The sequence below is a fragment of the Paenibacillus sp. FSL R7-277 genome, from assembly GCF_000517965.1.
Classification (GTDB): Bacteria; Bacillota; Bacilli; order Paenibacillales; family Paenibacillaceae; genus Paenibacillus_AQ; species Paenibacillus_AQ silagei.
In genome coordinates, this window is record NZ_ASPX01000001.1 from 37,580 (window position 1) to 61,834 (window position 24,255).

Below are 24,255 nucleotides of genomic sequence, written 5' to 3' on the forward strand. Positions count from 1 at the left end.
GAGCCATCTAGTTGGATGGCCTCGGTTTCTGCCGGGCCTGTTATTATGGCCATAGCTGATTGAGTGCATGAAACGTGCGAAAACAAGTCCACCCTTGGGGGAATGGGTCTAATTCATTTACTTCGCATTCACCAGTTGTCCGCGCGTAACCCCAAGCTGGTTAGTGGCCTTCAGGCTCTTCCATACCTGCGTACCGGAGATTTCACCACGCAGTGCGCGGCTGTAAAGGCTGATAACCTCTGCTACCTGCTCCGGAGTCTCCTCCAGGAACTCTACACGGAAAGAAGCGACGCCTAGCTCACGGAAGTTATTGAGGTATTCAGCGCCCGACTGCTCTACCGCATTATAAACCGTGTTGCGGCAGCCTTCATCCACACGGACGGGATGGGACATGCCGATGCGGTCCTGTAAGGATGCCCGCTGCTCCTCACAAGGACGGCCACAGTTCGTGTAATCCGTACCTTCACTCATGAAGGTACAGTAAACGCAGTGTTCTGTATGGAACATCGGCAGATGCTGGTGGATAACAACCTCCATCCGCGAGGTGTCGCTGTGCCCGAGCAGATCGACCATCTGCTGGATGTTCAGGTCATACGACGGTGTCACCCTGTCACAACCGGCGTCCAGGAACAGATCCACAGCTCTGTGATTGGCGATATTCAGCGAGAAATCGCCGATCAGCCGAGGAGGCGCAGCCTCCGGGTGCTCCATACGGTGGCGCAGGTAATAATACAACGCACCGGTGTTGCGGACCAGCACAGCATCCGGCTTAAGCCGCAGGATGTTGGCATGGTAGCCGTTCTCGTTCGGCATATGGATGCGTGGTGTAGCCAGCGCGATGCTGGCCCCAGCAGCCCGCACAGCGTCTACTGCCGCCGGGAACTGCTTGATGAACTCGAAATCGGCGTATATATTCGTCACGCCGGCTTCGAGCGCAGCCTGTACCTGCGGCAGGCTGCGGCACAGCGCGGTGAGCTCAGCTTCACCGCTGCCCGCCCCCGCGCAATCTCCTGCGGCGATGGCGCCCGCTGCGGCGATGGCGCCCGCTGCGGCGCCCCTGCGGGAAGCGCCGCCGTAAACCTCAACCTCCCGTTTCACATACACGGGAGGCTTCGGGCGCTCGCCAGCAAGCAGCTCCACCGCCTGGCGGCGGATGCTGTTCAGCTCGCGCATAGGCACGATCACATCGCCTTGCAGATGCGACTCCAGCCCTTCAAGCTGGAACAGGGTTCCGCCCAGGCGGCCGAATTGTTCTTCCAGCAGCGCGGTATCCATCGGACGCTTCTGCGCTGTCTCCAGCGCGAGCTCCGAATCCACACGGACAGTGACATTCTTCTGAACGTCTGTCCACCAGGTCGTCAGCTTCTCGCCTACGCAGCCCTGCACTCTTACATGAACCGGGAATACCCGGTACGGCTTCTCGGTCTCGTAGGACTGGCGCAGCGCCTTGTCGAGCGCCGGGTCGTTCGTCTTCCAGATGCGGTCCCCCACATGCAGACGGCGCAGGTCTACGTCACTGCGGCCGGGAACGATATCAATGATCCAGCCCTCACCGGCTTCACCTTCCAGCTTGACGCCTTTGCGGCGCAGGTCGTAGACGCGGCCACCTTCTTCCTTCTTCGTCGGATCTCCGGCGTCGAACACAATGCCGTCTCCGCGTTTAAGCGGAGCATGAATGCGGCAGACCACGCCATCGCGCAGGATCTGCTCCACGGTGCCCAGGTAGACACCACGGCTTTTCGGGAAGGTGCCATCGACTAATTTCTTATTATTGGTGCCTTCAAGGAAACCATTCGTGAACCCGCGCGAGAAGCTCTGCTGCAGCTCACGCATATCCTCCTTCGAGGTAGGCGTCCAGTTACCTTCAAAATACTTATCGATCGCCTTACGGTACTTACTGACCACATTAGCGACATACTCTGGGGTTTTGAGCCGGCCCTCGATTTTGAACGAAGTCACTCCGGCTTCAATCAGCTCCGGCATCAGGTCAATGGCGGCAAGATCCTTCGGCGACAGAAGATAAGTCACATCGCCCATCGGCTTCACTTCACCGTCAATCATCAGATCATACGGCAGACGGCAGGCCTGAGCGCATTCCCCGCGGTTCGCCGAGCGTCCGCCCCACATTTCAGAGGTTAGACACTGGCCCGAATAAGACACACAGAGCGCACCGTGCACGAAGACCTCCATCGGCAGGCGGGCTTGCTCGCCAATCGTGCGGATCTGCTTCAGATTATTTTCACGGCCGAGTACGACACGTTCCAGCCCCCATGGCTTCGTGAATTCCACCGCTTCCGGTGAGGTGATCGTCATCTGCGTAGAACCATGAATCGGGAAGTCCGGAGAGATCTCGCGGATCATCTTCACCAGCCCCAAGTCTTGCACGATTACAGCATCTACACCAGCGTCCACACAGGCATCAATCAGTCCCTTGGCATCCGGCAGCTCATTCTCGAACACCAGTATATTAAAGGTCAGGAACCCCTTCACGCCATAGCTGTGCAGAAACGCCATAATCTCCGGCAGCTCGTCCATCCGGAAGTTGTTCGCTCTGGCCCGTGCATTAAATTTCTCTACGCCAAAAAAGACAGCATCCGCCCCGTTCGCCACCGCTGCACGCATGCAGTCCCAATCTCCCGCCGGAGCCAGCAGCTCTACGTCTTCTCTGCGTATTCCTTGCTCTTTCATTTATATCCTCCCAAACCGCCTGATCGGCGGGTCATTTACAGCTTTTTAACTTATTAATTGTATCAAATATCATCCCTCAGCGCCATCTAAATGGCAAGAATTATATGAACACTTCCTTCGTTAGCACCATACAAAAAAAGAATGCCTCCTGCCAAAAATGGCAATTCAGGCATTCTTCGTATTTCTTCCTACTCCCCCACCCACCCAAACGACCCCAGCACCCGCTCCAGCACCGCCAGCTGGCTCGCCGTAGCATTGGCGGTGTTCAGCGTTATGGTAAGCGTATAGACCACATCGCTGCGGCTGAACACAATGATTTTCGTGCTCGCCGGGATGCTGTTCTTAGTCTGCTCTACTGTGAGTATGGTGGCTGGCATACCGGCAAAGGTGGTTTCTGTGACGCTTTTTACCTGCGGGCCCTTGGGATCTTGCTTGGTGTTCTGGTAATAGCTCTGCAGCTGGCTGACGGCATATTCCGGCGTGACCTCAGGGCTGGCATAGAGCTGGAATCGGCCGCCGGTGAAGCGGTATTCCACGCTCTGGCTCTCGAAAAGATCCTGAACCGGGCTCCACAGCCGCGGAATCTCGAGCTTGTAGCCGTAGGTCTTGGAGATCTTGGTGACCGACTTCTGGCTGAGCTGGGTATAATCCTCTGACGCCAGGCGTCCGAAGTTACTCTTCGTCTGGGCAAAATCAATATCGATCGAGTTCAATACCTCTGTAAAGCGCGCCTGATCACCACTCTGCCCGGGCCCGGAAGCCGCAACATATTCAAAATAATAACGGTACCCGTTCTTCAGCAGCAAAATCTGATATTCGGTGCTCCACCCGCTGCCCGGGTTAAGCCTGATCTCGTTAATCAGCACCGGTTCACCGGAGACCTTGCCCGCTACGCTGTCCTTCAAGGTGTAGGCCTCAGCCACATAGGTGTCACGGAGCTGAGACAGCAGTTCCTGATTCCAGCTTGCCAGCGTAGAGCCCGCAGGGGCCGAGCTTACTTTTACACGCAGATAACTCCCCTGCTTGCCCGCATAGTAGAGCTGCTGGTCATCCGCACTCCAGTCGGCAGGGACCTTGAGCGCAATCCCGTAGTCATCGTTGTAGCCTTCTCGCAGCCCGTTACGGATCGTGGAGAGGTCGCGGAGCTTTCCGTCGGATGTATCAAAAGAGGTCTGAAAAGAATTCAGCAGCGCAGCATATTTGCCCAGGTCCTTATAATTGGCTGCATTATCATCTGTCAGATAGATCTCGTACAGCCTGCCTCCGGCATAATATTGCCTGCCCTCCCAGAGCGCGCCGCTCGAATCCTTGCTCACAGTCCGGGCGTAAGGAACCTTGGCCTTAGACACAGCCTCCCGGTCCAGCACAATCTCCCCGCCCTCCTCCGAGGATCGGACCAGATTCTCCAGCAGCCCTTCGGGATCAAGAGGAACGGCGAGCGGCGAAGCATGCACCTCCAGATAGTACCCGTTCTCTGCACTCGTAAAAGTCGCTACGCTCTCATTCCCTCCGCTGTCGCCTACCACCAGCCCTGGCGGATAGTTCATGCTCCACTCCAGATAACTGTTGCCGATCCGGGTTTTGCCGGCGTCACTGTCAATCCCGGTCTGTGCTTCAACGCCTACCACTGCTACCGGAGGAGCTAGCGTAACCAGTACCCCTCCGTCCTCCGCCGGATTTATCCGTGCACCAAGCACTCCAGCCACGAACCTTAGCGGCACCATCAGCACACCGGATACCATACGCGGCGGCGCGGCGAGCTTGATTTTGACACCATCCTTCCAGGCAATCGTGCTGCCTATCGTCATCGCACCGGTATGCGGCCCGTACATTACCTTCACCACATCATCGCCTGTGAGGGAGACGGTGCTGCCGAAGGCTTTTTTGAAAATCCCCAGCGGGACCAGCAGCGTTCCATTCTCAGCAAAAGGCTTCGGAATCGTGACCGGCTTCCCGTTAACCGTTACAGAAGTACTGCCCGCTTGAAGACTAAGCTGTAGCAATGCCCCCTCTGCCGCCTGGGCCCTTCCCACGGGAAATAGGCTGAGCAGCAACAATAGGACTACAATAACAGACACCCCGCGCCGTAGTTGTCCCGCTCTGCTGCCTGGCTCGGCTGTACCTGCCGCCTCCTCACTCTGTCGTCTGATCATCGGTCTCCCCCTCCGTCTTAGCGGCACTCACCAGAGGGTCGCCTTGTCCAAGAACAAGGCTTTTGGCTACGATATCGCCGTCACTCTGCATCAGCAGCTTGACCACTGCCCCCGGCTTGTATTGTCTGAATAATTCATTAACGTCAACAAGTGAAGTCACCCGGCGTCCGTCTATGGCGTACAGTGCATCTCCTGCCGTGATTCCTGCTTTGCGCGCTTCCGCCGTAAGCACCTTCGTCACCGTCAAGGGCTCCTGCCCCGGCAGTCCGACAATTACGGGCCAGCTCTCCTCAAGCTCAATTCCGAGGCTCGGACGCCGGACCTCTCCATATTGGAGCAGCTGATTCATGATGTACTTCACCGTATCTACGGGAATCGAGAAGCCCATATTTTCCACACCCACGGCTGCGAACTTCATACTATTGACCCCGAGTACCTCCCCCTTCATATTGACCAGCGGTCCTCCGCTGTTGCCGGGATTGATGGCCGTATCGCTCTGGATCAGCCGGTACGCCGCATCTACCGAACGGTTAAGACCGCTGATCACGCCTACCGTTGCCGAATTTCTCAGGGAAAAAGAGATCGGCGTCCCGATCGCTATAACCTTCTCCCCAACCTGAAGATTGGCGGCGTTGCCTGCGAAGGTTGCGGGCTTTAGGGCTTTGGCTTTGATTTTGACCAGTGCAAGATCGCTGAATTCATCCGAGTATGTATCTGTGATGTTATAGCTCGTCCCGTCTGAGGTGACCACTACCGCCTTCTCCAGCCCTGCCATCACATGGGCATTGGTAATGATCCATCCGTCTGCTCTGACGATAATCCCCGAGCCGTGGGTCAGATTGTAACGGTCATCCGGTCCGCCGGTTTCTCCTCCCGCTTTGCCGATAATGCCGACTACAGACGGCGAGACTCTGCTTATGATTTGCGGAACCGGGTCTGCTGTTGCGGGCTGGCTCCATTGCCCCTTGCTCTCCTTGTGCACCGTACCTGCTTGTCCGGCCTTCATCACGTTGACAGCCGCGCCTCTCTCAGCCTCTAATGTTCCTATCCCGCTGTAGACCGCCCCATGAACAACACCGGCTGGACTTACGAATCCCGACAACACCAACAGCATAGTGCCCAGCAGTACTACCCTACTCCGGGCAGTCCAGTTCCTCCCCATTCCCATGGCTCTCCCCTTCTTCCCTGCACAATATTTTCCAAGTGGAAACGGCATTGACGTCCTTTTTAAAGGACCGTACCGTTTCAGCGAGAAAGATAATAATAATTATAGCGCGAAGCATATAGATTCTTATCTTCAAAAAAAGACGCCTTTAGGATCGCCGCTGGCGGTAAAGGTGTCTTTAAGATGAGCTTGCCTCTGAGGTTATGTGTGTCTTACTCTAGCTGAACCAGTTCATAATCATTGCATAATCGGATACCACAAAAACCAGCAGGCTTACCACTGCAAAACCGATGGCAAATTTGTTCTTCTGCGGAGCTCTAAGCAGCCGGACCACACCGATAAGTATCAGGATCGTGAATACAATCATAAACGCATCGAAGGTATGAAATTTAGACGGTTCTTGCGCGGCAGCTTCTGCAAGCAGCATGGCAATCCCTCCCTGAGAGTGTTGTCAAGCAAGTTTCTCTAATCCATATCACCTTCTATGTTATCGTTACCATTTCCGTCACGCAATAGAAATATTTTAAAAACGGTGTATTTGTCACAAAAAATATTCCTCATGGCTAAATCACGCCTCGGATTGGCGATATTCATCATTGACCGCTGTTGTTTTTCAATTTTCAAGGAGCCAATCCACCTCAATCCAGCCTACAGCTGCTGCTATCCATTCAACGTAAAAGCTTCTCATTGAATCTTACGGCGGACATGCTGTAGATATGCCTGTTTGGACTTGGTGGACTGAGTGGACTGGCTGGACCTCAATACTACGATTACAATACTTTATCACCTTTAATTAAATCTTCATTGATAAGCGCTAAATCGCTATCCACCATCATCTTGATCAATTGCTCAAATGTAACCTCCCGTTCCCAGCCTAGCTTTTCTTTAGCCTTGGAGCAATCACCAAGCAGTAGATCCACTTCAGCAGGTCTAACAAACCTCTGATCAACCACAACATAATCTTTCCAATCCAGTCCTACATGGGTAAATGCGATATCTACAAGTTCTTCAATCGTATGCGTCTCCGCAGTAGAGATTACGAAATCATCCGCTTTATCCTGCTGAAGCATCAGCCACATCGCTTTAACATAATCCCCTGCAAAGCCCCAATCTCTTTTTGCATCCAGATTTCCCATCCGAAGTTCCGTTTGCAGACCCAGTTTTATTCTCGCCACAGCATCAGATACTTTGCGGGTTACAAATTCAATGCCACGACGTGGCGATTCATGGTTGAATAAGATCCCAGAGCAAGCAAACATGTTATAGCTTTCTCTATAATTAACTGTAATCCAGTGACCATAAACTTTAGCTACACCATATGGACTTCGTGGATAAAATGGGGTCGTTTCTTTCTGTGGTGTTGCTAATACTTTACCGAACATTTCACTGCTTGAGGCTTGATAAAATCTCGCTGCCGGTTTAGTCAAACGCACCGCCTCGAGCAAATTGGTAACACCCATTCCAGTAGCTTGAGCAGTTGCAACAGGTTGAACCCAGGAAGTTGCTACGAAAGACTGCGCGGCCAGGTTATAGACTTCATCCGGATCTGAGATGCTCACCGCTCTCATCAGTGACCCCAGATCCAGCAAATCTCCTTCAATAAATTCGATTTCATTCTTTAGATGTCCGATGTTATCCATAATTGGTATACTTGTTCTGCGGCGCAAACCAAATACTTTATATCCTTTTGACAACAGAAGCTCTGCCAAATAAGATCCATCTTGTCCTGTAATCCCTGTAATTAATGCACGCTTTGTCATTTAAATCCCCTCATTTTCATAGGTAGTAAGGCTTACTGATACCTATTAACAAAGCCTGCAGAATATGTCTAAGCGCTTTCTTGTCCAGTACAATTATAAAAGTGAAAGCAGCCCAATTGTTAATCATATCTAGAAAGAACGGTGACCCCTTCTTGAAATACATCGAATTTGGAATCGGAAACACGTGGCTGGTGCGAACAGAGATTGAACAGCCGGATGGGACAGAGGTTGAAGTACAGGGGATTGTCCGGCCAGTTATCTTCCGTTCCTGTTACATCCGAGTCTGGATTGGAAGAACCGTCTGGATCGCAGACTCACGGGAAGGGTTCAAACGGGGAGCTAAAGCTACCCGCCGTTTTAAGATTATCCTGGGCATCAGCAGTGAGTTGTAGCGGGGAGCAGACACTATAAATTACTGATCGGGCAGCATTGCTGTTGCGTGTGTTTTTGCTTACCGCCTTAGTGTGAGGGCGAGGGATATTTAGTGGAATTAGTACATCTAGTTTGGCGCAACCGTTGCATTTATATCAAATAGTTGGAAAAACAACACTTGTTGAACCCGATTTTTGGTGAATATACAGAGTTCTATGGAGAGAAGTGTACTTTTTCCAACTACGTTAGTCCAACACGCCGCTTCGGCAGTATTAAGTGCCTTATTTCCAACTACGTCCGCTCTATAGCTTAGAGACTCAATAGAGGGCATTCTGGCTCCCCAAAACGTATCAGAACTTGTGAAACCTGCCGCAATATTAAAATACCCCATGTCCCCTTTGTAAGAAGGGGCATGGGGTATTCGGGTTAATGAGGTTATTAGGTTTTATACCGCTCTTCCTACATTTAAACCGTCTCCGAAGGCTGCAGTTCCATAGCCTTCGTGCGTTCCGTATCACGGATTAGGACTGGCTTCAGGTAGCGGCCAGTGTAGGATTCTTCAACGCTGATCAGCTTCTCGGGCGTCCCGGTAGCAAGGACGGTACCGCCGCCGCTGCCGCCTTCCGGTCCCATATCAATGATGTAGTCGGCTGTCTTGATGACATCGAGATTATGCTCGATGACCAGAACCGATTCGCCGGAATCGACCAGGCGGTGCAGTACCTCAAGCAGACGCCCGATGTCGTCCACATGCAGGCCGGTTGTCGGCTCATCCAGGATATAGAGCGTCTTGCCGGTACTGCGGCGGTACAGCTCGGAAGCCAGCTTCACACGCTGGGCCTCACCGCCGGACAGGGTGGTTCCCGGTTGGCCGATGTTGATATAGCCCAGGCCTACATCCAGCAAGGTCTGCATTTTGCGGTGAATTTTCGGAATATTCTTGAAGAACTCCGTTGCATCCTCCACCGTCATCTCCAGCACATCCGAGATATTCTTGCCTTTATATTTCACTTCCAGCGTCTCGCGGTTATACCGTTTGCCTTTGCAGACCTCACAAGGAACGTATACATCCGGCAGGAAGTGCATCTCAATCTTGATAATGCCGTCTCCACGGCACGCCTCACAGCGGCCGCCCTTCACATTGAAGCTGAAGCGCCCCTTCTGGAAGCCACGCACCTTGGCCTCGTTCGTCTTGGAGAACAGATCACGGATATCATCGAACACACCTGTATACGTAGCCGGATTAGAGCGCGGTGTACGCCCGATCGGGGACTGGTCAATTTCGATGACCTTGTCCAGATTCTCCAGGCCGCGGATTTCTTTGTGCAAGCCGGGACGGACCTTGACCGCCTTGTTCAACTGGCGGGCCAGACTCTTGTAGAGAATCTCGTTAATAAGCGAAGACTTGCCGGAGCCGGATACGCCGGTTACCGCTGTGAAGACACCAAGCGGAATCTTTACATTCACATTCTTCAGGTTATTCTCCTTCGCTCCACGGATCTCGATCCAGCGTTCATTATCGGTTGGCCGCCGCTTGGAAGTCACCGGGATGAACTTACGTCCGCTCAAGTATTCACCGGTCAGGGAACCCGGGTCCTTCATAATCTCCTCCGGGGTCCCCTGAGCAATGACCTGTCCGCCGTGTTTCCCGGCACCCGGTCCAATGTCGATAATATAGTCAGCTGCCATCATGGTATCCTCATCATGCTCAACGACGATGAGCGTATTACCGAGGTCGCGCATATGGGCAAGCGTGGCAATCAGGCGGTCATTGTCCCGCTGATGCAGGCCGATACTTGGCTCATCCAGAATATAGAGGACACCCATCAGACTGGAGCCGATCTGGGTAGCCAGCCTGATGCGCTGGGCTTCCCCGCCGGATAATGAGCCTGCTGCCCGGCTTAGGGTTAGATAGTTCAGCCCCACATTCACCAGGAAGCCGAGCCGGCTGCTGATTTCCTTGAGGATCAGATTGGCAATCGCTGTTTCTTTCTCACTAAGCTTGAGATCTGCGAAGAAGTCCAGACAATCTCCAATCGAAAGATCCGTCACATCCGCAACATTCTGCTCATTGATGGTCACCGCCAGAATCTCTTTTTTGAGCCGCTTGCCCTTACAGGAATGGCAAGGCTTAGCGCTCATGAAGCCTTCAATGAACTCACGGATTCCTTCGGAGGCTGTATCGCGGTACCGGCGCTCCAGATTCGGAATAATGCCCTCAAAAGCAACCAGGGCGTCTTTGCGCTGGCCGAAGTCATTCTCATACCGGAAACGGATCTTCTCGCTGCCTGTTCCGTGCAGCAGCTTGTTCATATGCTCCGGCGACAGGCTGCTTACCGGTACATTCTGCGGAATCTTGAAATGCTCGCACACCGATTTCAGGAACTGCGGATAGTAGTTCGAGGTACTGCCTGTCCAGGCCAGGAAAGCTCCTTCTTCGATGGATTTCTCTGTATCCGGGATCAGCAGATCGGGATCGACAACCATATTCATCCCCAGCCCATCACATTCAGGACAGGCTCCAAATGGACTGTTGAAGGAGAACATACGCGGCGCCAGCTCTTCTATGCTGAATCCGCAGACCGGACAAGCAAAGCTTGCACTGAACAGCAGCTCTTCCTGGCCCATCACATCAACGAGAATCTGACCACCGGACAGCTTCAGCGCAGTCTCCAGGGAATCGGTAAGCCGGGTCTCAATATCATCCTTAATTACAATCCGGTCAACAACAACCTCAATCGTATGCTTTTTATTCTTCTCCAGTACAATATCTTCCGTCACTTCGCGCAGCTCACCATCCACACGTACACGGACGAAGCCTTGCTTCGAGATATCTGTGAACAGACCCTTATGCTCACCCTTACGGCCGGAAATGACCGGGGCCAGAATCTGCAGACGGGTCTTCTCCGGGTATTGCATGATCCGGTCCACCATCTGTTCAACGGTCTGCGAAGTGATCTCTATGCCATGATCCGGACAATGCGGATGGCCGATCCGGGCAAAGAGCAGCCGCAGATAGTCATAGATTTCGGTAACCGTCCCTACCGTGGAACGCGGGTTACGGCTAGTCGTCTTCTGGTCAATTGATATGGCCGGGGAGAGTCCGTCGATGGAATCTACATCTGGCTTCTCCATCTGGCCCAGGAACTGGCGCGCATAGGCAGACAACGACTCGACATACCGGCGTTGACCCTCGGCGTAGATGGTATCGAAGGCCAGGGAGGATTTGCCCGAGCCGCTCAGTCCCGTCAGCACGACGAAGCGGTCACGCGGAATCGTTACGTCGATGTTCTTGAGGTTATGGGCCCTCGCGCCCTTGATTACTATACTTTCATGTGCCAACGGTACCTCTCCTTTAAGAGAAAATTAAAATTCAAAACATTTTGGAAAAATATTTTCGATCCCTCCCAAACCCTCCCTTCCAAGGGAGGGCCCCAAGGGTTGCACCCTCTGGACACCCGCAAACTTGGCGGAAGGAATTAGGCGGGTGGATGGACGACTACTGGGGCATTAGGCCCGCTAACCCCTACGGGGCCGCTATACTTACAGAGCAGGGTACGGCTCGCTTCCGCTTGCCGCAGACGCTGTCCCTTCGGGATACGCGCTAAGGGCTTAACTGCACACTCTCCCCGCGGGATACGTGCTTAGGGCTTGAGTGCACGCTGTCCCTGCGGGATTCGCGCTAAGACCCTGAGTGCACGCTGTCCCTCCGGGATTCGCGCTAAGACCCTGAGTGCACGCTGTCCCTCCGGGATTCGCGCTAAAGCTTAATTGCGGGCTGTTCCTGCGGAATGCGCAAAGAACTTTAACCATACTATCTTCAAAAGGAACGGCCTGAATAGCGCCGTTCCCTGGATCGTTAACTTCTCGGCCGGGTTACTCTGCCCGTAGCTCAAGCAAGGCATCACGCAGCTCGGCGGCGCGCTCAAATTGCAGGTTCTTGGCGGCATCCTTCATCTCGGCCTCCAGACGCTGCATCAGGCTCTGCTTGTCTTTCTTGTTGAGCTTGCCGCCAACACCAGTGAGGTAATCAGCCTTAGACTCGGCCACCTTGGTCGCCTCGATGATATCGCGCACCTTCTTGTTGATGGTCGTCGGGGTAATCCCGTGCTTCTCGTTATGGGCGATCTGAATTTCACGGCGGCGCTGGGTCTCGCTCATCGCCTTCTCCATGGAGTCCGTAATGCGGTCCCCGTACATAATAACCCGGCCCTCCGAGTTACGGGCGGCACGGCCGATCGTCTGGATCAGCGAACGCTCGGAACGGAGGAAGCCTTCCTTGTCAGCATCCAGAATCGCGACCAGCGACACCTCGGGCAGGTCAAGACCTTCTCTGAGCAGGTTAATACCGACCAACACATGGAAGGTGCCTAGACGGAGATCACGCAGAATCGCCATCCGCTCCAGTGTCTTGATATCGGAGTGCATATAACGTACCTTGATGCCAATCTCCTTGAAGTAGTCCGTCAGGTCCTCAGACATCTTCTTCGTAAGGGTGGTGACGAGAACACGCTCATCGCGTTCTACCCGGTCACGGATTTCATTGATCAGATCATCGATCTGCCCTTCGGTAGGGCGCACTTCAATGATCGGATCAAGCAGACCGGTAGGACGGATAATCTGCTGGACCATCGTATCGCAATGCTCCATCTCATAAGGTCCAGGTGTTGCGGACACGTATACAATCTGGCTCACCTTGTCTTCGAATTCCTCGAATTGCAGCGGACGGTTATCCAGTGCAGACGGCAGGCGGAACCCGTGTTCTACAAGGACTGTCTTACGCGCACGGTCACCGTTATACATCGCCCGGATCTGCGGCAGCGTCACATGAGACTCGTCAATCACAATCAGCATGTCATCCGGGAAATAGTCCATCAATGTATAAGGAGTCGCTCCCGGCTCCCGGAAGGTAAGCGGACCGGAATAGTTCTCGATCCCTGAACAGAAGCCGACTTCCTTCATCATCTCGATATCATAACGGGTCCGCTGCTCCAGCCGCTGGGCCTCCAGCAGCTTGCCTGCTTCACGGAGCACAGCCAGCCGCTCCTCCAGCTCACGCTCAATATTGACCAGCGCTACACGCATGGTCTCTTCCTGGGTAACAAAGTGAGACGCCGGAAAAATCGCGATATGATCGCGTTCGCCGATCAGCTCGCCTGTCAGAACATCAATCTCCGTAATCCGTTCGATCTCGTCTCCGAATAGCTCCACCCGGATCGCATGCTCGCCCTGGGATGCCGGGAAGATCTCAACGACATCTCCGCGCACACGGAACGTACCGCGCACGAAATTAATATCATTGCGCTGATACTGGATATCTACAAGCCGGCTCAGAATCTGATTGCGCGGCTTCTCCATCCCTACACGCAGCGAGAGCAGCAGGCTTCCGTATTCCTGCGGCGAACCTAGACCATAAATACAGGACACACTCGCCACGATAATGACGTCACGGCGTTCGAACAGCGAGCTTGTTGCCGAGTGGCGGAGCTTGTCGATTTCTTCATTTATGCTGGAGTCTTTCTCAATGTAGGTATCGGAGGAAGGGATGTACGCCTCTGGCTGGTAGTAATCGTAGTAACTGACGAAGTAATCCACGGAATTGCTCGGAAAAAATTCTTTGAACTCACTCGCCAGCTGCGCAGCAAGCGTCTTGTTGTGCGCAATAACCAGCGTGGGGCGGTTCAACTTGGAAATCACTTGTGCGATGGTAAAGGTCTTGCCTGTACCTGTCGCTCCCAGCAGCGTCTGGTGCTTCTTGCCCTGCCGGATGCCGTCCAATAACTCTTCTATGGCATGAGGCTGATCGCCCTGGGGTGTATACTCGGACTCCAGTGCAAAAGTCTTCGTACTGACGACAATATCACTCATTTGCCCGTCTCCCCTCTATCGTCTAGAATATATGAATATATTATAATTTTAACCCTAATCATCCTTCATCCATACCAAGCTGAAAAATATGGAAGATAGGAATGCACGTTCCCGTTTATTATACAGCGTTGCCCAGACTGTTGCAAACCATAATATATAGAAATTTAAGGAGCCTGAATTTATGGATTTCATTACAATACTCGGCCTGCTGGCCGGAATTGCCGCTATGATCGGCGGTTTTCTGTGGGAGGGCGGCAGCCTGTCCGGCCTGCTGCAGCCCAATGCTGCCCTGATCGTATTCGGCGGCACCCTTGCGGCTGTACTCATCAGCTTCCCGGCGTCCAAGCTCCGCAGCATTCCGGCGGCGCTCCGCCTGGCTTTTGGCAGACAACGGGATACCAGCCGGGAACAAGCCGAAGAATTGATTGCTATGGCTGCACTAACGCGGCGCGGCGGTGTTCTCGCCCTGGAGAAACGAGCGGAGGAACATCCCGACCCCTTCACCCGTGAAGGCCTGTTTCTGATTGTCGACGGCAATGACCCGGATCAGGTCCGGCAGATTCTGGAGCTTGGGATGGATGCCAAGGAACTGAAATATGAAGGCTATGCCAAAATATTCGAAGCCGCCGGCGGCTATGCACCGACCATGGGCATTATCGGTACCGTTATGGGCCTGATCCGGGTTCTGAGCAACTTAACGGACCCTTCGAATCTGGGCGCGTCCATTGCCGTAGCTTTTACAGCAACGCTCTATGGCGTAGCCAGCGCCAATCTAATCTTTTTACCCATTGCCTCCAAAATCAAATCCCGCAGCCAAAGTGAGCTAGGCACCATGGAGATGCTGCTCGTCGGCATTCTGTCCCTGCAGAACGGGGATCACCCGCATCTGGTCCGTCAAAAGCTGGCCCCTTTCCTGGCAGACGCCCCTAAACGCAGCGCCAGCACCAGCACCAGTCCGGGAGACCCGTTATGAGACAAAGAAACCGCCGGCAGCACCGCGCCGCCGCAGGGAAAGAGAGCCGGGACCGCTGGATGATTACCTATGCGGATCTGATCACGCTTCTGCTTATTTTCTTCGTGATTCTGTATGCCATGAGCAGTCTCGATTCGCAGAAATATGCCATTGTCAGCGGCTCCTTATCGGATACCTTCAAGAGCGGAAGTACAGTACTGGAAGGCGGAAGCGACGTTCTGGAGGGCAATCAGGGCATTACAGGGACTGACGTTTCGAAGGGTCATAATGAAGACGGCAGCACCGCTGACACGCCTTCGGCCACAGACTCTGGGGATGCGAACGGACTCAATGGACACGGGGCAGATACACCTGCAGCCGGACAAGAAGGAGATGGGGCTGGACACCAGCCGTCTGCGCGCGAGCTTGCTTTTCGTGAACAGGAGGCGAAGCTGGCTGCGCTTATGGGCGTTATCACCCAATACGTGGAGGAGAATAACCTGGGTGAGCAGATTTTTGTTGCCGATAAGCCGCAGGGCATTGCGATCACGCTCAGTGACCGCTTCCTGTTCGATGCGGGTAAGGCTGAGCTGAAATCGCCTGCACTCCCTGCACTGCGCCAGCTCTCCGGCCTGTTCCGCGGCATCGGCGCCACCATCAGCATCGAAGGCCACACCGACAATGTTCCCGTGACGCCAGGCTCAGTGTACAAAGACAACTGGGAGCTATCGGGCGCCCGGGCGCTGTCGGTCCTGCGCTTTTTTCTGGACAAAGAGGGGCTGAGCCCCGATACCTTCCAGTACGCGGGTTATGCCGATACCCGGCCTGCATATGATAATGCGACCACCGAAGGCAGACAGAAGAACCGCCGGGTCGAACTCATTGTTCTGCGCCAGCTGCAGGAGACGGAATAATATACAGACGCAAAAAGACAGACCTCTCACATTAGTAACATCTAATGTAATAAAGAGAGGTCTGCCGTATTAACATCCGCTTCCGCAAATAAGCTAACTTTTATTCCCCAACCAGTTCCTTGTACGCAGCCGCATCCAGCAGGCCGGTTACTGCCTCTGCGAACTCAGCATCAAGCTCCAGCTCAAAAATCCAACCGTCTCCGTAGGGCTGATCGTTGATCAGCTCCGGGCTGGCCTCCAGCGCATCGTTGATCTTGGTCACCTTACCGGATACGGGTGAATATAGCTCCGATACCGTCTTCACGGACTCAATACTGCCCACGCTGTCACCAGCGGAGATTGCCGCGCCGACTTCCGGGAATTCTACAAACACGATATCGCCGAGCAGATGCTGCGCATGATCCGTAATCCCTACACGTACTACGCGTCCCTCGCCCTGCTGCGCCCACTCATGCTCTTCGCTGTATAGCAGGTTGTCAAGCACTTCACTCATGTCCAAGCCGCCTCTTTTCCGTAATTGGAGTTCTAAATTTAGTTATAGCCTAAGTTATCGGCTTGCCTAATGTCAATATAACTGACAGTAAAATTAAATTTGTCAACTTTTTGACGTTTTTTGATTGACAGGGCGGAGGGTTACCCGGTTTAATGGAGTCAGTAGAAAAACATATGGTTTGCGAATGATGGCATAGGGAGAGACTGTCTCACAGGAAGACAGCGCCGAAGGAGTAAGCCCGGGATGGGTGAATCTCTCAGGCAAAAGGACCTTTGCCGGACGCATCTCTGGAGAGCATCCGGATGCCTGCGCCGCAGGCTTCACGGATCACCAACGGGGAAACCTGCGCTGCAATGCAGGGTAACTCTCAGGTACCAAGGACAGAGCGAAAGTCCATTTATGCATACGTGCATAATGGCTTTCGCCTGTCCTTTTTCGTATGTAATCAAAGCCAAGGGAGTGACGAGATGGAGTCTTTGAGAAGAACGCCTTTTTATGATCTCTATGCCGCGTATGCGGAGTCCAGATGTATTGATTTTGGCGGCTGGGAGCTGCCGGTTCAGTTCACAGGGATCGTGAAGGAGCATGAAGCCGTCCGCAATCAGGCCGGACTGTTCGATGTCTCCCACATGGGAGAATTCATGGTTACCGGAGAGGGCGCAGAAGCCTTCCTCCAGAGAATGACCACGAATGATGTCAGCCGCTTGGAAGACGGCGCGGCGCAGTATACGCTGATGCTCTATCCAAGCGGCGGAGTGGTGGACGATCTGCTCGTATACCGTCTGGGCGAGGAGCGTTACATGCTTGTCGTCAATGCGTCGAATATCGACAAGGACTTCCAGTGGCTGCAGGAGCATCTCACCGCTGAGTTCAGCGGGGTCACTCTGAACAATGTCTCGGATGAGACCCTGCTGCTTGCCTTGCAGGGACCGCTGGCTGAGACCATCCTTGCCAAAGTGACGGACGCTCCTCTAACGGAACTCAAGCCTTTTCACTTCATCGAACACGCCGAGGTCTGCGGCGTCAGCGTCCTGCTCTCCCGCTCCGGATATACCGGTGAGGATGGCTTCGAGCTGTACGCTCCTGCTGATACGGCGGCTACCCTCTGGAAGGGCCTGCTGGAAGCAGGCGCTCCGCATGGCCTGACTCCTGCCGGACTCGGCGCACGCGACACGCTGCGCTTCGAGGCCAAACTGCCGCTGTACGGCCAGGAGCTGTCGGCGGATATCACTCCACTCGAAGCCGGTGTCCAGTTCTTCGTGAAGTTGGATGCAGGCGACTTCATCGGCCGTGACGCCCTGCTGAAGCAGAAGGAAGCCGGTCTGCCCCGTCGTCTTGTGGGCCTGGAGATGATCGACCGTGGCATTCCCCGCTCCCACTATCCCGTATACGCGGATGGAGTGAAGATCGGTGAAGTAACGACAGGCACCCAGTCCCCGACCCTGAAGCGGAATCTCGGACTCGCCCTGCTGGATACTGCCTATACGGAGATCGGTACAGAGGTGTACGTAGAGATCCGCGGCAAGCAGCTCAAGGCTGCCGTCATCAAAGCCCCATTCTACAAAAGAAGCCAAGGAGTGAAGCCGCAATGAAGCACCGCTATCTGCCTATGACCGGGCAAGACCGCGCAGAAATGATGGAGACCGTAGGCATACAGTCCATCGATGAGCTGTTCGCCGATATTCCGCAGTCTGTCCGTTACCAGGGAACCCTGCCGATGTCCGGCGCCCTGGATGAGTACGCACTGCTTCGCCATATGAAGGGGCTCGCCGACAAGAATGCCGATTTCGACACCCACGCCAGCTTCCTCGGTGCCGGATTATACGATCACCACGTTCCGGTCGTCATCAACCATGTGATTTCCCGTTCGGAATTCTATACCGCCTATACCCCTTATCAGCCGGAGATCAGTCAGGGTGAGCTACAGGCGATCTTCGAATTCCAGTCCTATATCTGTGAACTGACCGGGATGAAGGTCGCCAATGCCAGTATGTATGACGGTGCAACGGCCCTGTCCGAAGCGGCTGTGCTGGCCGCAGGTGCCACCAAACGCAAGAAGCTGATTGTCTCCCGTACGGTTCACCCGGAAGCGCGTCAGGTGCTGCGTACCTCCGCCAACGCCTGGGGCCTGCAAATTGTAGAGATTGATTATGCTGACGGGGTAACTGATCTCGCCAAGCTGGCTGAAGCCATCGACAGCGATACGGCTGCCGTTCTGGTTCAGTCGCCCAACTTCTTCGGCGGTATTGAAGATCTGCGCCAGATCGAGCCGCTGATCCATGCGGTCAAGGGACTGCTCGTGGTCAGCGCGAACCCCATTGCACTTGGCGTATTGGAGTCCCCCGGACGGCTTGGCGCAGACATCGTAGTCGGCGACGCGCAGCCGCTGGGTATCGCCGCATCACTGGGTGGACCCACCTGCGGATTCTTCGCAGTGGCCGAACCGCTCATGCGCCGGATGCCGGGCCGGATCGTCGGCCAGACCGTTGACCGGAATGGCAAGCGCGGCTTCGTGCTGACGCTCCAAGCCCGCGAACAGCATATCCGCCGGGAGAAGGCGACCTCAAATATCTGCTCCAACCAGGCGCTCTTGGCGCTGTGCGCTTCCGTCTACCTGTCCGTGATGGGCAAGGAGGGCATGCGCGAGGTGGGTGAGCTGAACATCCGCAAGAGTCACTATGCCGCTGGGCGGCTGGCTGAAATCACCGGCGCTGAGCGCGTCTTCACGGCCCCGTTCTTCAATGAATTTGTCTTGAAGCTCCCGGAGGGCAGCAGTGTGAGTGCAGTGAACTCCAAGCTGCTGAAGGAAGGCTATCTGGGCGGTTATGACTTAGGCCGGGATTATCCCGAGCTGTCCGGACATATGCTGGTTGCCGTAACGGAGAAACGAAGCAAGACCGAAATTGACGAATTCGCAAGCGCACTGGAGGGCTGTGTATGAAACCGGAACAAAGTCTGATTTTTGAATTAAGCCGTCCCGGCCGCTCGGCCTACTCCCTGCCTCAATGTGATGTGCCGCAGGACGAAGGCATTGACTCCCTCCTTCCCGAAGGGCTGCTGCGCAGTGAGCCGGTCGTACTGCCGGAGGTATCCGAGGTGGATGTCATCCGCCACTATACCGCCCTGTCCCGCCGCAACTTCGGAGTCGATAACGGCTTCTATCCGCTCGGCTCCTGCACTATGAAATACAACCCGAAGATCAACGAGGATGTCGCCCGCTTCCCGGGACTCTCCAGGATCCATCCGTACCAGCCGGAGGAGAGCATCCAGGGTGCGCTTGAACTGATGTACACGCTGCAAAAGGATCTCGCCGCCCTGACCGGCATGGATGCCGTATCCCTGCAGCCTGCTGCCGGAGCCCATGGCGAGTGGACCGGCCTGATGATGATCCGCGCCTACCATGAGAGCCGCGGAGAGGTCCGCTCCAAGGTCATCGTGCCCGATTCCTCGCACGGCACCAATCCAGCAAGTGCCGCCGCAGCGGGACTCGACACCGTGACCATCCCCTCCAACGACAAGGGAATGGTCGATCTCGAAGCGCTGAAGGCAGCTGTCGGCAGCGACACCGCCGCGCTGATGCTCACGAACCCGAGTACTCTTGGACTCTTCGAGACGCAGATCGTCGAGATCGCCGCAATTGTCCATGAAGCGGGCGGCCTGCTCTATTATGATGGAGCGAACTCCAACGCGATTATGGGCATTACCCGCCCGGGCGATATGGGCTTCGATGTCGTGCATCTCAACCTGCACAAAACGATGAGCACACCGCATGGCGGCGGCGGACCGGGAGCCGGACCGGTCGGCGTGAAGGCGAAGCTGATCCCGTTCCTGCCGCAGCCTACTGTGGTCCGCAGCGAAGACGGCAGCTTCTCGCTGGACTGTGGCGGGCCGGAATCGATCGGCCGCGTCAAAGCCTTTTACGGAAACTTCGGGATTCTCGTCCGTGCTTATGCGTATATCCGTACCTACGGTCCCGACGGCCTCCGCGAGGTGTCCGAGAACGCCGTGCTGAACGCCAACTATATGATGCACCGGCTGGCTCCTTACTTCGAGATTCCCTTCCCGGGCGTCTGCAAGCATGAATTCGTCATGTCCGGTAAGAACCTTAAGCAATACGGTGTACGTACCCTCGATGTAGCCAAACGGCTGCTCGACTTCGGCTATCATCCGCCAACCGTCTACTTCCCGCTGACGGTAGAGGAATGTATGATGATTGAGCCGACCGAGACCGAGAGCAAGGAGACGCTCGACGGTTTCATTGAGACGATGATCCGAATCGTTAAGGAAGCGGAGGAAACCCCGGAGATTGTCATTAACGCACCGCATACGACTGAAATCAGCCGCCTGGATGAGACGCAGGCCGCGCGTAAGCCGGTACTGAATTGCTCCTGCGGTTAACCTTCTGCCTTTCAGTAAGAAATAGAAGGATAATGGATAGCGTAAAACATATAAATTCTATATTTTCAAATAGCCGGGTCAGGGATACATTAGTATCGCTGACCGGCTATTTGATGTATGTATCTGATGCAGATTCCTCCGGCTACGGCGTAAGGCGCTTCACGAACTGGAAGCGGTCATTCACCCGCATTTTACTATAGATACTCTTCAGCATATTGCGCACGGTGCCTTCACTGATCCCCAGGTCGCTTCCGATATGCAGCGCACTCTTCTCCATCAGCCATAGCCTTGCTACCTCCTGCTCCCGCGCGGTCAGCTTATACTCCAGTAATGTGGATTCAAGCCGGTACTGCTGCATCTCCGGGTTCTTTTCCATCCACTTCTCCATAATATTCTCAGCAATCTGCTGCACGAATGGAATGGCGAATTCAATCGGCTCTCCTCTATTAAAAGAAATATCAACATACCCGTAAACGCTATCATCATCCTGCAGCGGAGCGCATACACAGTTCCAGTCGCGGAAGGTCTGATCCGTATGCTCCGTTCCCCGCACCACCCCGATGCAGTTCATCTCCATCGCCAGCGATACGGCATTCATCCCCGCCTGCTGCCTGCTTAAGCTGACCCCCGGACGCAGCTCCGCCTGCTCCATCTCGGCCTGCGTCTCCGAAGAAGAATAGACCAGCTCCAGAATAGTCCCCGCCTTGTCCGTCAGGAACACCACATATGGAATCGAGAGCAGCTGGCTTAATTTATTCATTTCACTGCGGATCGAAGAAATCATAGCTCTATGGTAGATATGCTCCCTGGATTCTTCGGAAGTACCCGCTACGGACATTCCGCTCTGGACATCAACTTGGGGTGCATCCAGCGGCCGGAAGGCTTCAAGTTCGCTTGCTTCTAAATCCCCAGGCATACTCCATGCTCTTGATTGATTAAAGACTCTCACAAACGATCCCTCCATTTTTACCAATTACTATATAATCAATTTTAAAAGAAAGCATTATAACATACAATTACGGAATAATGAACATTCAGTATTGGATCTGTAAATCCCCGCGTTAGCGCTGTAAAATGTAGAAATCTGTTCACTCTTATATTTCTACATCATTCCAGGAGGTTCGACATGCTTCGCATCGGCTATCTATCGGCTGCCCTTAATCTGGCTACCGCCATGGTGTCATTCCTGCGCTTCGGAAGTAATTATGCCCTGCTCATCATGGCCAGCTATACCCTCTTAACCCTTGCGGGATATCGGCTGCTGCAGAACAAAAGAACATTATATCTGATCCCTCTGCTTACCTTCAGCTGTTCATTCCTCTTATACAACGTGACCTATGTATTGTTGAAGCAGATTAACCTCGTAGACCTGTATGCTGTAGACTGGAGACTTGAGGTTCAGCTGGCGCTTCCCCTGCTGGTAGGGTTCGCCGTCCAGACTCTCCTTAAGCGTAGCGGTAAATCCCGGCTGGTGTAGGCTATACGGGGCTGCCGCTTTTTTTTGCAAAATCGACCTAATCTGATAGTTTTCGACATCGGCTCAGTGATATATTTACTCTTACGTCATTCAGAACGCTGAGGATTCAGAATTTTTCTCGCAGCCATCTGCGGTAACGCTTTCAACGTAATGAACAGGAGGGTTAAGCTTGAGTATGATTGAAGCCAAAGGGCTGAGTAAGTCCTTTATGCAGGCGGTGAAGGAGCCGGGCCTTAAGGGAGCGGTGAAGCATCTGTTCCTGCCCCGGCATATTGAGAAGGTGGCGGTCAAGCCGCTGGATCTGAGGATTGAAGCGGGGGAGACAGTGGCCTACGTGGGACCGAATGGTGCCGGTAAATCGACCACCATTAAGATGCTGACCGGCATTCTGATGCCTTCCTCCGGGAGTATCTCGGTGAACGGGATCAATCCGTACCGCAAAAGAATGGAAAACGCCGCCCAGATCGGCGCAGTCTTCGGGCAGCGCACCCAGCTGTGGTGGGATATTCCGATTGCCGAGTCCTTTTCGCTGCTGAAGGATATCTATCAGATTCCGAATGTCCTCTACAGGAAGAACATGGACTTGTTCACCGAGATGCTCGGGATGAGCGAATTCATCCACCTGTCCGCGCGGAAGCTCTCGCTGGGTCAGCGTATGCGTGCCGATCTGGCCGCAGCCCTGCTGCATAATCCGCCGATTCTGTATCTCGATGAGCCGACGATTGGCCTTGACGTATCCGTGAAGGAGAAGATCCGCGGGTTCATTAAGCAGATCAACCAGGAGCACCAGACTACTGTGATGCTGACGACCCATGATCTGGGCGACATCGAGGACCTGTGCAAGCGGCTGGTCATTATCGATCACGGCGCGATTATTTATGACGGTACGCTGAGCGAGGTCAAGGCCCGTTTTGCCAAAAACCGCGTCATCTTCTTCCAGGTACGCTCCCCCATGCCGGAATTGTACGCGCTGCTGGAGCATAGCCCCGGGCTGAAGCTGGAACAGCAGAGCAGCCAGGAGTTCTCGGTCACTTTTGACCGGTATGAATATACCGCCAGTGAAGTGGTTAGCCGGGTGATGAAGCATGGGGAGGTACTCGATTTCCGCATGGAGGACACCCATATTGAGCAGGTCATTAAGGCTGTCTATGACGGACATCTGGACCTGAATGAGCACCGGGGAGCAAGGGGGCAGGCGCATGATGATGACATCAGCCCGGCTTAACAAATACAGAAGCATTGCCAATCGCTCTCTGCAAAATGTGATGGCCTACCGGAACTCCTACATCATTAATTTACTCGCAAACTCAATTAATCTGGTCGCGATCTTCTTCCTCTGGCAGGGAATCTATGGCGGGCGCGAGGCGGTGGGCGGCTACTCTTGGGATCAGATGAAGACCTATCTGCTGGTGACCTTCCTGGCCAATTCCGTCTTGTCCTGGTATTCCGAGACCGCTATCTCCGGCAAAATCCTGGACGGCAGCGTCGCCATGGACCTGCTGAAGCCGATTGATTTCCAGACGGCCCGATTCGCTGAGACTTTGGGTGCGAGTCTGCTGGAGGGGGCGATGAGTACGGTTCTGCTGATCGTGTTCGCCACCTTCCTTACCGGAGTGACCTTTCCCCACTCGCCGATCGTCTATCTGCTGTTTGCGGTCAGTCTGCTCTGCGCGGTGGTGGTCAAATTCGGCGTGGTCTATCTGGCGGCTCTGTTATGCTTCTGGTCCACGGGGTCACTGGGGATTGTCTGGACGCGGATTGCGCTGACCAACCTGCTGTCGGGCGCGCTGGTGCCGCTGGCCTTCTTCCCGAATTGGCTGGAAAAGCTGGCGCTGCTGCTGCCCTTCCAGGCCATCATTCATACGCCGACGATGATCTTCCTACAGCAGGCAGATACGTGGGAGAGCCTGCGGCTGATCGGCCTTCAGCTCTTTTGGGGGGCAGGGCTCTGGATGGCAGGCAAAGCCATGTGGAACTGGGCGGTCCGCCAGGTGACCATTCATGGAGGCTAAGGC

At 54.3% G+C, this 24,255-nt stretch carries 19 protein-coding genes and 2 riboswitches; of the genes, 9 read left to right on the forward strand and 10 right to left on the reverse strand.

What is annotated here, in order from left to right; all coding sequences use genetic code 11:
* Window positions 1-117: 117 nt before the first annotated feature.
* The 6 genes from C173_RS00155 to gmd form a co-directional block, all read right to left on the reverse strand.
* Complete coding sequence (locus tag C173_RS00155; RefSeq protein ID WP_036721130.1) at window positions 118-2,688, reverse strand: DUF3656 domain-containing U32 family peptidase; 2,571 nt, start codon at window positions 2,686-2,688, stop codon at window positions 118-120.
* Between the two features lie 188 nt (window positions 2,689-2,876).
* A complete protein-coding gene (locus C173_RS00160) occupies window positions 2,877-4,841 on the reverse strand; it encodes a stalk domain-containing protein (protein ID WP_051477712.1) in 1,965 nt (654 codons plus the stop codon).
* Window positions 4,822-6,003 (reverse strand): S1C family serine protease, encoded by a 1,182-nt coding sequence (locus C173_RS00165; protein WP_235191711.1) that lies wholly within the window; start codon window positions 6,001-6,003, stop codon window positions 4,822-4,824. Before C173_RS00165 ends, C173_RS00160 begins: the two co-directional genes overlap by 20 nt.
* A 220-nt stretch (window positions 6,004-6,223) precedes the next feature.
* Window positions 6,224-6,433 (reverse strand): hypothetical protein, encoded by a 210-nt coding sequence (locus tag C173_RS00170; protein ID WP_036721132.1) that lies wholly within the window; start codon window positions 6,431-6,433, stop codon window positions 6,224-6,226.
* Window positions 6,434-6,471: 38 nt separating this feature from the next.
* Window positions 6,472-6,630, reverse strand: a complete 159-nt coding sequence (locus C173_RS34085; RefSeq protein ID WP_155991150.1) for a hypothetical protein — start codon at window positions 6,628-6,630, stop codon at window positions 6,472-6,474.
* A 146-nt stretch (window positions 6,631-6,776) separates the two neighbouring features.
* Window positions 6,777-7,766, reverse strand: a complete 990-nt coding sequence (gene gmd, locus C173_RS00175) for a GDP-mannose 4,6-dehydratase (RefSeq protein ID WP_036721134.1) — start codon at window positions 7,764-7,766, stop codon at window positions 6,777-6,779.
* Window positions 7,767-7,918: 152 nt separating this feature from the next.
* Here gmd and C173_RS00180 point away from each other — a divergent pair, with 152 nt between their 5' ends.
* Window positions 7,919-8,158 (forward strand): DUF3977 family protein, encoded by a 240-nt coding sequence (locus tag C173_RS00180; RefSeq protein ID WP_036721137.1) that lies wholly within the window; start codon window positions 7,919-7,921, stop codon window positions 8,156-8,158.
* A 445-nt stretch (window positions 8,159-8,603) separates the two neighbouring features.
* Here the strand turns inward: C173_RS00180 and uvrA are convergent, their stop codons facing one another.
* Both uvrA and uvrB read right to left on the reverse strand, forming a co-directional pair.
* Window positions 8,604-11,480: an excinuclease ABC subunit UvrA gene (gene uvrA / locus C173_RS00185; RefSeq protein ID WP_036721139.1), complete on the reverse strand. Its 2,877-nt coding sequence runs from the start codon at window positions 11,478-11,480 to the stop codon at window positions 8,604-8,606.
* Window positions 11,481-12,014: 534 nt separating this feature from the next.
* Window positions 12,015-14,006 (reverse strand): excinuclease ABC subunit UvrB, encoded by a 1,992-nt coding sequence (gene uvrB / locus C173_RS00190; RefSeq protein WP_036721141.1) that lies wholly within the window; start codon window positions 14,004-14,006, stop codon window positions 12,015-12,017.
* Window positions 14,007-14,187: 181 nt separating this feature from the next.
* Here uvrB and C173_RS00195 point away from each other — a divergent pair, with 181 nt between their 5' ends.
* Together C173_RS00195 and C173_RS00200 are read left to right on the forward strand one after the other, a co-directional pair.
* A complete protein-coding gene (locus tag C173_RS00195; RefSeq protein ID WP_036721143.1) occupies window positions 14,188-14,979 on the forward strand; it encodes a flagellar motor protein in 792 nt (263 codons plus the stop codon).
* Window positions 14,976-15,872 (forward strand): OmpA/MotB family protein, encoded by an 897-nt coding sequence (locus tag C173_RS00200; RefSeq protein ID WP_036721145.1) that lies wholly within the window; start codon window positions 14,976-14,978, stop codon window positions 15,870-15,872. The genes C173_RS00195 and C173_RS00200 overlap by 4 nt, the downstream gene beginning before the upstream one ends.
* Window positions 15,873-15,972: 100 nt before the next feature.
* Here the strand turns inward: C173_RS00200 and gcvH are convergent, their stop codons facing one another.
* Entirely contained in the window at window positions 15,973-16,365 is a 393-nt protein-coding gene (gene gcvH, locus C173_RS00205) for a glycine cleavage system protein GcvH (RefSeq protein ID WP_036721148.1), read from the reverse strand.
* Window positions 16,366-16,549: 184 nt separating this feature from the next.
* A riboswitch (glycine riboswitch) is annotated at window positions 16,550-16,647 on the forward strand.
* A 3-nt stretch (window positions 16,648-16,650) separates the two neighbouring features.
* Window positions 16,651-16,751: riboswitch (glycine riboswitch) on the forward strand.
* Window positions 16,752-16,832: 81 nt separating this feature from the next.
* Here gcvH and gcvT point away from each other — a divergent pair.
* From gcvT to gcvPB, 3 genes are read left to right on the forward strand one after another with little or no spacing between them, the layout of a single operon-like run.
* The gene (gene gcvT, locus C173_RS00210) at window positions 16,833-17,957 is read left to right on the forward strand and encodes a glycine cleavage system aminomethyltransferase GcvT (protein WP_036721150.1); all 1,125 of its coding nucleotides are present in this window, start codon (window positions 16,833-16,835) and stop codon (window positions 17,955-17,957) included.
* Entirely contained in the window at window positions 17,954-19,306 is a 1,353-nt protein-coding gene (gcvPA, locus tag C173_RS00215) for an aminomethyl-transferring glycine dehydrogenase subunit GcvPA (RefSeq protein WP_036721151.1), read from the forward strand. The genes gcvT and gcvPA overlap by 4 nt, the downstream gene beginning before the upstream one ends.
* The gene (gene gcvPB / locus C173_RS00220) at window positions 19,303-20,763 is read left to right on the forward strand and encodes an aminomethyl-transferring glycine dehydrogenase subunit GcvPB (RefSeq protein ID WP_036721152.1); all 1,461 of its coding nucleotides are present in this window, start codon (window positions 19,303-19,305) and stop codon (window positions 20,761-20,763) included. Before gcvPA ends, gcvPB begins: the two co-directional genes overlap by 4 nt.
* A 142-nt stretch (window positions 20,764-20,905) precedes the next feature.
* Here gcvPB and C173_RS00225 read toward each other — a convergent pair whose 3' ends face one another.
* Complete coding sequence (locus C173_RS00225; protein ID WP_036721154.1) at window positions 20,906-21,679, reverse strand: helix-turn-helix domain-containing protein; 774 nt, start codon at window positions 21,677-21,679, stop codon at window positions 20,906-20,908.
* Between the two features lie 210 nt (window positions 21,680-21,889).
* Here C173_RS00225 and C173_RS00230 point away from each other — a divergent pair, with 210 nt between their 5' ends.
* The 3 genes from C173_RS00230 to C173_RS00240 all read left to right on the forward strand — a co-directional run bounded on the left by C173_RS00230 (window position 21,890) and on the right by C173_RS00240 (window position 24,252).
* Window positions 21,890-22,240: a hypothetical protein gene (locus C173_RS00230; RefSeq protein ID WP_036721155.1), complete on the forward strand. Its 351-nt coding sequence runs from the start codon at window positions 21,890-21,892 to the stop codon at window positions 22,238-22,240.
* 175 nt (window positions 22,241-22,415) lie between these two features.
* Window positions 22,416-23,465 carry an ABC transporter ATP-binding protein gene (locus C173_RS00235; RefSeq protein WP_327196421.1) on the forward strand — a complete coding sequence of 350 codons (1,050 nt, stop codon included), beginning with the start codon at window positions 22,416-22,418 and terminating at the stop codon, window positions 23,463-23,465.
* Window positions 23,440-24,252 carry an ABC transporter permease gene (locus C173_RS00240; protein ID WP_235191712.1) on the forward strand — a complete coding sequence of 271 codons (813 nt, stop codon included), beginning with the start codon at window positions 23,440-23,442 and terminating at the stop codon, window positions 24,250-24,252. Before C173_RS00235 ends, C173_RS00240 begins: the two co-directional genes overlap by 26 nt.
* Window positions 24,253-24,255 lie beyond the last annotated feature (3 nt).

What these genes read in the sequence shown, in the direction of transcription:
- C173_RS00155 (WP_036721130.1), bottom strand. Translation starts at nt 2,688, where the DNA reads ATGAAAGAGCAAGGAATACGCAGAGAAGACGTAGAGCTGCTGGCTCCG.
- C173_RS00160 (WP_051477712.1), bottom strand. Translation starts at nt 4,841, where the DNA reads ATGATCAGACGACAGAGTGAGGAGGCGGCAGGTACAGCCGAGCCAGGC.
- C173_RS00165 (WP_235191711.1), bottom strand. Translation starts at nt 6,003, where the DNA reads ATGGGGAGGAACTGGACTGCCCGGAGTAGGGTAGTACTGCTGGGCACT.
- C173_RS00170 (WP_036721132.1), bottom strand. Translation starts at nt 6,433, where the DNA reads ATGCTGCTTGCAGAAGCTGCCGCGCAAGAACCGTCTAAATTTCATACC.
- gmd (WP_036721134.1), bottom strand. Translation starts at nt 7,766, where the DNA reads ATGACAAAGCGTGCATTAATTACAGGGATTACAGGACAAGATGGATCT.
- uvrB (WP_036721141.1), bottom strand. Translation starts at nt 14,006, where the DNA reads ATGAGTGATATTGTCGTCAGTACGAAGACTTTTGCACTGGAGTCCGAG.
- C173_RS00195 (WP_036721143.1), top strand. Translation starts at nt 14,188, where the DNA reads ATGGATTTCATTACAATACTCGGCCTGCTGGCCGGAATTGCCGCTATG.
- C173_RS00200 (WP_036721145.1), top strand. Translation starts at nt 14,976, where the DNA reads ATGAGACAAAGAAACCGCCGGCAGCACCGCGCCGCCGCAGGGAAAGAG.
- gcvH (WP_036721148.1), bottom strand. Translation starts at nt 16,365, where the DNA reads ATGAGTGAAGTGCTTGACAACCTGCTATACAGCGAAGAGCATGAGTGG.
- gcvT (WP_036721150.1), top strand. Translation starts at nt 16,833, where the DNA reads ATGGAGTCTTTGAGAAGAACGCCTTTTTATGATCTCTATGCCGCGTAT.
- gcvPA (WP_036721151.1), top strand. Translation starts at nt 17,954, where the DNA reads ATGAAGCACCGCTATCTGCCTATGACCGGGCAAGACCGCGCAGAAATG.
- gcvPB (WP_036721152.1), top strand. Translation starts at nt 19,303, where the DNA reads ATGAAACCGGAACAAAGTCTGATTTTTGAATTAAGCCGTCCCGGCCGC.
- C173_RS00225 (WP_036721154.1), bottom strand. Translation starts at nt 21,679, where the DNA reads ATGCCTGGGGATTTAGAAGCAAGCGAACTTGAAGCCTTCCGGCCGCTG.
- C173_RS00230 (WP_036721155.1), top strand. Translation starts at nt 21,890, where the DNA reads ATGCTTCGCATCGGCTATCTATCGGCTGCCCTTAATCTGGCTACCGCC.
- C173_RS00235 (WP_327196421.1), top strand. Translation starts at nt 22,416, where the DNA reads ATGATTGAAGCCAAAGGGCTGAGTAAGTCCTTTATGCAGGCGGTGAAG.
- C173_RS00240 (WP_235191712.1), top strand. Translation starts at nt 23,440, where the DNA reads ATGATGATGACATCAGCCCGGCTTAACAAATACAGAAGCATTGCCAAT.